Origin of the sequence: uncultured Arenimonas sp., from assembly GCF_963976025.1 — a bacterium.
Lineage (GTDB): Bacteria > Pseudomonadota > Gammaproteobacteria > Xanthomonadales > Xanthomonadaceae > Arenimonas.
The window spans coordinates 1-8,323 of sequence record NZ_CAXBJS010000117.1; the positions used below are offsets into that span (position 1 = coordinate 1).

General features: G+C 68.4%; 11 protein-coding genes. 4 read left to right on the forward strand and 7 right to left on the reverse strand.

Annotated features, from left to right (window positions below; all coding sequences use genetic code 11):
• A partial coding sequence (locus AACZ35_RS09830; protein WP_339828631.1) for a phosphoenolpyruvate carboxylase occupies positions 1–2,214 on the forward strand: 2,214 nt, incomplete at its 5' end.
• A 49-nt stretch (positions 2,215–2,263) separates the two neighbouring features.
• Here the strand turns inward: AACZ35_RS09830 and AACZ35_RS09835 are convergent.
• Positions 2,264–2,608, reverse strand: coding sequence for a hypothetical protein (locus tag AACZ35_RS09835; protein WP_339828633.1), 345 nt, complete (start codon positions 2,606–2,608; stop codon positions 2,264–2,266).
• Positions 2,609–2,740: 132 nt separating this feature from the next.
• Between AACZ35_RS09835 and AACZ35_RS09840 the strand changes: the two genes are divergently transcribed.
• A complete protein-coding gene (locus tag AACZ35_RS09840; protein WP_339828635.1) occupies positions 2,741–3,280 on the forward strand; it encodes a hypothetical protein in 540 nt (179 codons plus the stop codon).
• A 50-nt stretch (positions 3,281–3,330) separates the two neighbouring features.
• On the forward strand, positions 3,331–4,668 hold the full coding sequence (locus tag AACZ35_RS09845; RefSeq protein ID WP_339828637.1) for an amidohydrolase family protein: 1,338 nt from the start codon (positions 3,331–3,333) through the stop codon (positions 4,666–4,668).
• Between the two features lie 78 nt (positions 4,669–4,746).
• Here AACZ35_RS09845 and AACZ35_RS09850 read toward each other — a convergent pair whose 3' ends face one another.
• The 3 genes from AACZ35_RS09850 to AACZ35_RS09860 are packed head-to-tail and all read right to left on the reverse strand — an operon-like array spanning position 4,747 to position 6,447.
• Positions 4,747–5,376, reverse strand: coding sequence for an HAD family hydrolase (locus tag AACZ35_RS09850; RefSeq protein WP_339828639.1), 630 nt, complete (start codon positions 5,374–5,376; stop codon positions 4,747–4,749).
• The gene (locus AACZ35_RS09855; protein WP_339828641.1) at positions 5,357–5,710 is read right to left on the reverse strand and encodes a DoxX family protein; all 354 of its coding nucleotides are present in this window, start codon (positions 5,708–5,710) and stop codon (positions 5,357–5,359) included. The genes AACZ35_RS09850 and AACZ35_RS09855 overlap by 20 nt, the downstream gene beginning before the upstream one ends.
• Entirely contained in the window at positions 5,707–6,447 is a 741-nt protein-coding gene (locus AACZ35_RS09860; protein WP_339828643.1) for a tetratricopeptide repeat protein, read from the reverse strand. Before AACZ35_RS09860 ends, AACZ35_RS09855 begins: the two co-directional genes overlap by 4 nt.
• Before the next feature lie 113 nt (positions 6,448–6,560).
• On the opposite strand from AACZ35_RS09860, the gene AACZ35_RS09865 reads away from it, so the two are divergent.
• A complete protein-coding gene (locus tag AACZ35_RS09865) occupies positions 6,561–7,196 on the forward strand; it encodes a 2-hydroxychromene-2-carboxylate isomerase (RefSeq protein ID WP_339828645.1) in 636 nt (211 codons plus the stop codon).
• A gap of 5 nt (positions 7,197–7,201) precedes the next feature.
• Here AACZ35_RS09865 and AACZ35_RS09870 read toward each other — a convergent pair whose 3' ends face one another.
• The 3 genes from AACZ35_RS09870 to AACZ35_RS09880 all read right to left on the reverse strand — a co-directional run.
• Positions 7,202–7,393 carry a hypothetical protein gene (locus tag AACZ35_RS09870; protein WP_339828648.1) on the reverse strand — a complete coding sequence of 64 codons (192 nt, stop codon included), beginning with the start codon at positions 7,391–7,393 and terminating at the stop codon, positions 7,202–7,204.
• Positions 7,394–7,396: 3 nt separating this feature from the next.
• A complete protein-coding gene (locus AACZ35_RS09875) occupies positions 7,397–7,606 on the reverse strand; it encodes a hypothetical protein (protein ID WP_339828650.1) in 210 nt (69 codons plus the stop codon).
• Between the two features lie 3 nt (positions 7,607–7,609).
• The coding region (locus AACZ35_RS09880) for an amidohydrolase family protein (RefSeq protein WP_339828652.1) at positions 7,610–8,323 on the reverse strand (714 nt) is incomplete at its 5' end.

An 8,323-nucleotide genomic window follows, 5' to 3' on the forward strand; every position in this document is an offset into this window, starting at 1 on the left:
TGCCTGGTCGAGGACATCGACCGCAACCTGACCCCGCAGGAGCGCCGCGCCGACATCGAACGCATGCGCCTGGCCCTGACCGCCAGCTGGCAGACCGACGAAACCCCGCCGGAAAAACCCACCGTCGCCGACGAGTTCGAACACGTCGCCTATTACCTGTCCGACGTGCTCTACCGCGTGTTGCCGGTCTTCCACGAAACCTTCCTCGACGCCCTGCACGCCGTCTACGACATCTCGCCCGACGAGCTGCCGCCGCTGCTGGGCTTCGGCTCCTGGGTCGGCGGCGACATGGACGGCAATCCGAACGTCGGCGCCCACACCATCGCCGCCACGCTGTCGAGCCAGCGCGCGATCGTGCTGGGCCGCTACCGGCGCGAACTGGAAAAACTGGCCGACCTGCTCAGCCAGACCGAAGGCCGCGTCGGCATCGCCGAAGACATGATCGCGCGCGCCGACGACTACGCCCGGCGTTTCCCCGACGCCGCCGATGCCATCAAGGCGCGCCACGCCGACATGCCCTACCGGCGTTTCCTCACCCTGGTTGCCGCCCGCATCGAGGCCACCGCCGGTGACGAAGAAGGCGGCTACGCCAGCCCCGACGACCTGCTGGCCGACCTGCGCCTGGTCGAAGCCAGCCTGCAGCAGCATCGCGGCGACCACGCCGGCGGTTTCGCCGTGCGCCGCCTGCTGCGCCGCGTGCAGGCCTTCGGTTTCCACCTGGCCACGCTCGACCTGCGCCAGGAAAGCAGCCAGCACGACATCGCGCTGGCCGCGGTGCTCGACGATGAAACCTACCCGGACCGCGACTGGCAGGACCGCGCACAGCGCCTGCGCGAACTGCTGGGCGGCAAGAGCAAGGCCGGCAACCCGGCGGCCGACGACGCCCGCCCCGTGCTCGACGTGTTCCGCACCGTCGCCGATTCCCTGCCGCGTTACGGCGCGCGCGCCATCGGCCCCTACATCGTTTCCATGAGCCGCAGCGCCGCCGACGCCCTGGCCGTGCTGGCCCTGGCCAAGCTGGGCGGCTGCGTGGACGGCAACGGCGCGGTGCCGCTGGACGTGGCGCCGCTGTTTGAAACCGTGGACGACCTAGACAACGCCGCCGACACCTTGCGTTCGCTGTTCGCCGACACGGTGTACCGCGCACACCTGCGCAGCCGCGGCGACCGCCAGGTGGTGATGCTGGGTTATTCCGACAGCGCCAAGGACGGTGGCCTGGTCGCTTCGCGCTGGGCGCTGCAGCAAACCCAGGTGGCGCTGACCGCGCTGGCCGCCGAAGCCGGCGTACGCATCGCGTTTTTCCACGGCCGCGGCGGTTCGCTTTCCCGCGGCGGCGGCAAGACCGGCCGCGCCGTCATCGCCGCGCCGCGTGGTTCGGTGGACGGCTACCTGCGCCTGACCGAACAGGGCGAAGTGATCCACCGCAAGTACGGCATCCGCGCCATCGCCCTGCGCAATCTGGAGCAGGCCACCGGCGCCGTGCTGCGCGCTACCCTGCGCCCGCGCCAGCCCGAACCGCGCGAAGCCCGCTGGCGGGAAATGGCCGCGACCATCGCCACCGCCGCCCGTGCGCACTACCGCGGCCTGGTTTACGAAAGCGAAGGCTTCGTGCCGTATTTCCGCGACGCCACGCCCATCGACGTCATCGAACGCCTGCGCATCGGTTCGCGGCCCAGCAAGCGCGGCAACGCCGGCGGCGTGTCGTCGCTGCGCGCGATTCCCTGGGTCTTCGCCTGGTCACAGAATCGCTGCGGCCTCACGGCCTGGCTGGGCGTGGGCACCGGCCTGGCGGAAGGCATCGCGCGTTACGGCCAGGACGCCATCGCCGAGATGGCGCGCGACTGGCCCTTCTTCGCCACGCTCGTGGACGACGTCGAAATGGTGCTGGCCAAGTCCGACCTGGCCATCTTCGAGCGCTATTCGCTGCTGGCCGGCGACGCGCATGCGCGCTTCTATCCCGGCATCGCCGACGAGTTCGCACGCACCCGCGACGTCATCCTGGCCATCAAGGACAGCCCGCGCCTGCTCGACGGCGATTTCCGCCTGCGCCAGTCGATCCGCCTGCGCAATCCCTACGTCGATCCCATCAGCCTGCTTCAGGTCGACCTGCTGGCCCGCTGGCGCGCCGAAGGCCGGCCCGAGCAGGGCCCGCTGTTCCACGCGCTGGTTACGACTGTCAACGGAATAGCCGCGGGCGTGCAGAACACTGGCTGAGGGGACGGGTGCAATTTCCCGAGGGAAATTGCACCCGTCCCCGTACCGGCTAGGGGTTACGCACGTCGGCGAGCACCCAGTGGTCGCCCGCCAGCCACCTCAGTCGCTGCTTCAGGACGCCGCTGGGAATCGAGGTCGTGGCGTGCAGCTCGATCATCAGGTCTTCCTGCTTGCCGACCACGGTGGCGGCCGGGTCGGTGGCACCCAGCGCATCGTCCACTTCGTCCGGGTCTTCCTGCAGGGCGCGCCAGCGCTGGAACAGGGTGTCATCGCGCAGGGCGGCCTGCAGTTCGGCGGCCAGCCCGCCCGCCCCGTCGGACGTGAAGGACAGCGACGGTTCGGCCCCGCGGGCCCGGGACGGTTCCGGCAGGCGCAGGATGTATTTGACGGCCATCGCGGCTCTCCTTGTCTGAATTGGGCGGATGCCCCGAGGTTACCCCGCGCGGGGCACCAAAGGCTTGCTGGTGGCGGAACTGGTTCGCTTAGTGCGTTAGACCCGGTGAAACCCCGGAAAAGGAACCCGCCCATGCGCACCAACCTGATCGCCATCGTGCCGGCGTTGGCACTGCTGGCCGCCTGTGGCGGCGACAAGCCCGCCGACGCCGCGCCGGAAAACACCAGCAGGGCCGCGGCCATCATTGCCGCTGCCGCCGACCAGGCCCGCCAGGTCCCCGGCAAGCCCGGCAATCGCCCGCTGTCGAACCCGCTGCCGGGCGGGGTGATGCCGGACTTCGCCTACAACGCCACCGTGGACATGAGCTCCACCGCGGGCATCACCATGCGCCAGATCCACCTCGACCTGCCCGAACTCGGCGCCCAGGAAGCGATGGACCGCCTGGTCGCCCAGCTCCAGGCCGCCGGTCTGGAAGCGGGCGAACAGGCCCAGGAGAAAACCACCCTCGTGCGTTCGGCCTGGACGCCCGTCGAGGGCGGCGGCAAGGGCCTGGCCGTGGTCGACGCCGGCGGCAGCCACGTGGTGCTGATGGCCACCGACTACGAAGCCGACCACAGCCGGCGCGACGACGGCTACGTGGCCGCGCTGCGCATCCAGGTCAACTCGAAGTAGGGCGGTCCGCTTCGCGCTAACATCGGGTCATTCCCACCGAGGCCGACCCGATGACGCTCAAGCACACCTGCCTGGCCACCGCGCTGCTGCTGGCCCTGTCTCCCGCGGCGCTGGCGGCGAAGCTCGCCCTGGTCGGCGGCACCCTGGTGGACGGCACGCTGGCAGAGCCGATCCGCGACAGCGTCATCATCGTGGATGGCGAGCGCATCGTCGCCGTCGGCACCGTCGCTTCCCTGCCGGTGCCGGCCGACGCCGAGGTGGTGTCCACCGAGGGCATGACCGTCATGCCCGGGCTGTGGGACATGCACGTGCACCTGATGATCAACGGCCACGCCGACTACGCCTACTGGGACAAGAAATACCTGCCGCAGCTGCGCGACGTGATCATGCCCGCCTCGGCCGAACAGCTGCTGATGGCCGGCATCACCAGCGCCCGCGACCTGGGCGCGCCGCTGGAAGACTCCATCGCCGTGCGTGACGCCATCAACGCCGGCAAGATCCCGGGCCCGACCATGTACATGTCGGGGCCCTTCATCCAGAAAAGGCCCTACCCGGGCACCGAAGCCTTCCGCTGGGGCGTGGATTCGCCCGCCGATGCACGCGCCAAGATCCGCCGCCTGGCCAACGCCGGCGTCGATGTCATCAAGCTGATCGACCAGGACCAGATGAGCGAGGCCGAAATCGCCGCCATCGTCGATGAAGCCCACAAGCACGACCTGCCCGTGATCGCCCACGCCCACCGCCCCGAGGAAGTGCGGCGCGGCCTGCGCCACGGCGTCGATGGTTTCGAACACACCGGCTTCGCCGCCGCGCCCGAGTTCCCCAAGGACGTGATGGACGCGCTGGCCGAACGCACCGCCAACATGGCCCTGGGCCCGCTGTTCTGGACGCCGACCATCGAAGGGCTGTTCAACTTCCCGTACACGGTGCGCAACAACGAATTCATCGATTCCGATTCCTGGCACCGCGGCCTGCCGCCGGAGATCGTCGACGACATCAAGGGCTCGCTCGAGCATCCCGAACGCATCTCCTATTTCCAGCAGACGCCGCAGCGCCAGCCGACCCTGCGCCGCAAGTTCGATCAGCTGCGCCAGTCCGGCGTCGTGCTCCTGGTCGGCACCGACTCGGGCATCCCGATGAAGTTCCACAGCCAGAGCACCTGGAACGAGCTCGACGTCTGGGTGAACCAGTTCGGCGTGCCCGCCATCGACGCCATCCGCGCCGCCACCTACTGGCCGGCCGTGGCCATGGGCGTGGACAAGGACTACGGCACGGTGACCGAAGGCAAATACGCCGACATCGTGGCCGTGCACGGCGATGCCCTTAAACAGGTCGCCCTGCTGCAGCGCATCGACCTGGTGGTCAAACACGGCAAGCGGGTGAAATAGCCCCCGGACTGCCACCGGCCTGATGTGCGCGGCCTGGCTCACCGCCGCCGCGCTGTTTGCGCGTGCCCGGGGCCGGCCCTAGGCAGGCTCCGCACCCAAACGGGTCGCCCGGCTGCCCGGCCAGGGCCGGCCATTGAAGTAGGCGTGGGTAGCCAGTTCCAGCATCGGAATGTCCTCGGGCGTGTCGCCGTAGGCGTAGATCGTTTCGTAGGCCTGAAGGTCGCAGGCCGCACGCAACCGGCGAACCTTCTCGTCGAGCACGCACTGGTGACCGAGGTAGTTGCCGGTGAGCGCACCGTCGACCTGCTCCAGCGCTGAACAGACCAGTTCCAAGCCCTGTGACTGGCACCAGGGAGCCAGGTAGACATCCAGGCCACCAGACACAACCACCACCCGGTGGCCATGTTTCCGGTGCCAGTCAAGGCGCTGCATCGCCTCGGGGCGCAAGACCCCGGGAAGGTAGTCCCGGGCGAAGGCCTCCCCCGCTTCCTCCAGGATGGAGACGGGGACGCCGCGATAGCCAACGCGGACGATCGCCCTTCGCACAAGTCGTCCGGACACCACACGGAGCTTGTACCCGATGATGAGCGGTGCGAGCGCGAGCTGCCCGAAGAGCAAGCGTCGGGGGCTGACGGACCGCCGCACGAAAACCGGCATGGTTTCGTGCGTGGTCAGTGTGCCGTCGAAATCAAACAGCGCCAGAGTCATGGCCCCTCCCGGATCGGCGCCGCCAGCCAAGCCAGAAGGCGGCCAGCAGGATGCACAGCGCCACCAGCATCATGGCCCACTCACCGTGCAGCACGTGCGTGCCGACCGCGCCGGCCATCAGCGCCGCCAGGCACAGGGCGGCGAGGGCGGACAGCCGGGGCACCAGCAAGCCCAGGGCACCCGCCACTTCCAGCGCGCCGGTGAGGTACATGAACTCCAGCGGGTAACCCCAGCGGGCAAAGGCTTCGATTTCGAATTGCAGTGAAAGCAGCTTGGCCCCGCCCGAGGCTGCGAACACGAGGGCGAGCAGATAGCCCAGGAGTCGGAGTTTCATTTCGCCAGTTCCTGCAGCTGCTTGATCCAGTCGCGGTCGAGGTCGCGGGAGTGGCGGGGCAGGCCCTTGGCCTTGGCGAGCGATTCGGCTGCCAGTGCCTGCGCCCGTTCGTTCTCGCCCCATTCGGACAGCAGCCGGGCGTAGCGGGCGCGGGCTTCCAGGCCGGGGAAACTGTCCACAAGCACCCCGAACTCTTCGTGCGCCTTGTCCTGGTCGCCGCAGGCGGCCACGGCGCGGGCGTAGGTGAGGTGGGCGGTGGGCGAGCGGTAGTTGGGGTGCGCGGCGATCAGCGCATCCAGGCGGTCGCGGGCGGCCGCCGCGTCGCCGGATTCGAGTTCCGCGCGCGCCAGCTGCGCCAGCACGTCCGGGTCGTCGGCATACAGCCCCTGGGCGGCGGCGCGCAGCAGCGGCACCGCTTCTTGTGCCTGGCCGGAAGCCAGCAGCGCCTGGCCCAGGCGCGTTCGGTTGGCGACGGTGGCGGTCTGGTCGTGGGCCTCGCGCGCCTCACGCAGTTCGCGGTTCGGGTCCAGCACGCGCCGCACGGCGCTTCCGGCCCGCCGCGCCGTGTAGCTCTGGCGCATTTCCGGCAGCCAGATCGCCACGCCGTAAACGATGCTGCCCAGCAGCGGGAACATGAAAAGAATGAACAGCCAGTACAGGCCCTGGTTGCTGCGGATGGCGTGTACCGCGAAATAAATCGCGACCAGGATATGCAGGCCGATGCCGAGGATGTGCATGGTGGCGACTGGGTTTGGGTCCGGAGGCCCGCAGACTAGCAGCGGCCGGCCCGCGCGGGCAGTGCCCCGCTGGCCTTAGACTCGGGGCCGATCGTCCACGCAGCAGGCAGCCCATGTCCGGTCCCAAGGTCACCTGGTATTTCGACTTCATCTCGCCCTTCGCCTACCTGCAGTGGCAGGAGGTGAAGCGTTTCGATAATTGCCGCGTCGAATGCCGACCGATCCTTCTCGCGGGCCTGTTGAACCATCATGGCCACAAGGGGCCGGCGGAAATCCCGTCCAAGCGCAGGTTCACCTACCGCCACGTGCAGTGGCGCGCGGCGAAGAAAGGCATTGCGCTCAACTTCCCGCCGGCGCATCCCTTCAATCCGCTGAACGCGCTGCGCCTGTGCATCGCCGCCGGCGGCACGCCGGAAGCCATCGACCAGATCTTCGACCATGTCTGGCAGGAGGGCCGGGCCGGCGAGTCCATGGAAGACCTGCGTCCGGTCGCCAGCCGGCTTGGCGTGGTCGACCTGGAATCGGCCCTTTCTTCGCCCGAAGTGAAGGGCGACCTGCAGAAGAACTTCCAGGCCGCCCTGGCCGACAACGTCTTCGGGGTCCCGACGCTGGTGGCCGGCGACGCGCTGTTCTGGGGAGACGACGCGACCGAAATGTTCCAGGACTGGCTGCGTGACCCCGGCATCCTCGACACCGCCACGATCAAGCGCCTCGACGCGCTGCCGGTTGCGACCGCGCGCAAGGTTTAGCGGATCTACTGCGGGACGGACGGGCCCCTGCCCAGCGGTTCCATCACCACGATAAGCAGCGTGGCGATCGGGCCCAGCAGCAAAGACAGCAGCCACCAGTTCAAGCCGCCGCGCCCCTTGCTCTGCGCCAGGCCGGCGTTGATCAGCGCCAGGGTGAACCAGCCCACTGCGAAGCCGCCCGAACTTGCATGTTCCATTTCCTACGCCCCGCTGAAAGTGAAGAACAAGAGTATCGCCAGGGACGCCAGCCAGGAAATGCCGACATAGAACTTCAGCTCCTGGGCCGTCAGGGACGCCGCGAACCAATCAATGAGGAAAAAAGACTTCCATCCTTCGATCGTGTCCGCGCCGTCCATGAAGATGACCCAGAAACAGAATGCCGAGTAGACCCCGAACGCCAGGAACTCCATCAATCAATGCCCGTGCGGATCCGACTTCGGGCAATGGCAGGGCACCGTCGGGCCGTAGCCCACGCCCGTGGGCACGCCGCCGCCGCCGCGCTGCCAGAAGAATTCCGGGGCGGGGCGCTGCTTGCCACCGATTTCCGACAGGTCGGCGGCGTTGAACAGGCGGCCGTTGACCATCACCATCGCGGTGTCGTCGCTCTGGCGGATGTCCTCGAGCGGGTTGCCGTCGACAACCACCAGGTCGGCGCGCTTGCCGGTTTCGATTGAGCCGATTTCCTTGTCCAGGCCCAGGTAGCCGGCGCCGTCGATGGTGGCCGCACGCAGTGCCTCGAACGGCGTGAAGCCGCCCTGGTTGAGCGACCAGATTTCCCAGTGCGGCGCCATGCCCTGCATCTGGCCGTGGCCGCCGACCAGGATCGGCACGCCGGCGTCGCGCAGCACCTTGGCGGCCTTGGCGACCTCGATGTGGTAGTAGTCCCACTCCGGGCCGCCCTGGCGGCGGATGGTGTTCTCGTCCAGCGAGCCCTTCGGGAAGAAGCGGTTCAGGCGCTCGTTCTCCCACAGGTTGTCCTTGGCGTACCAGTAGTACTCGCCGTTGAGGCCGCCGTAGTTCACCACCAGGGTCGGCGTATTTCCGACCTCGGTGTGTCGCCACAGTTCCACCACGTCGCGGTACAGCGGCGCCACCGGGATGTTGTGCTCGATGCCGGTGACGCCGTC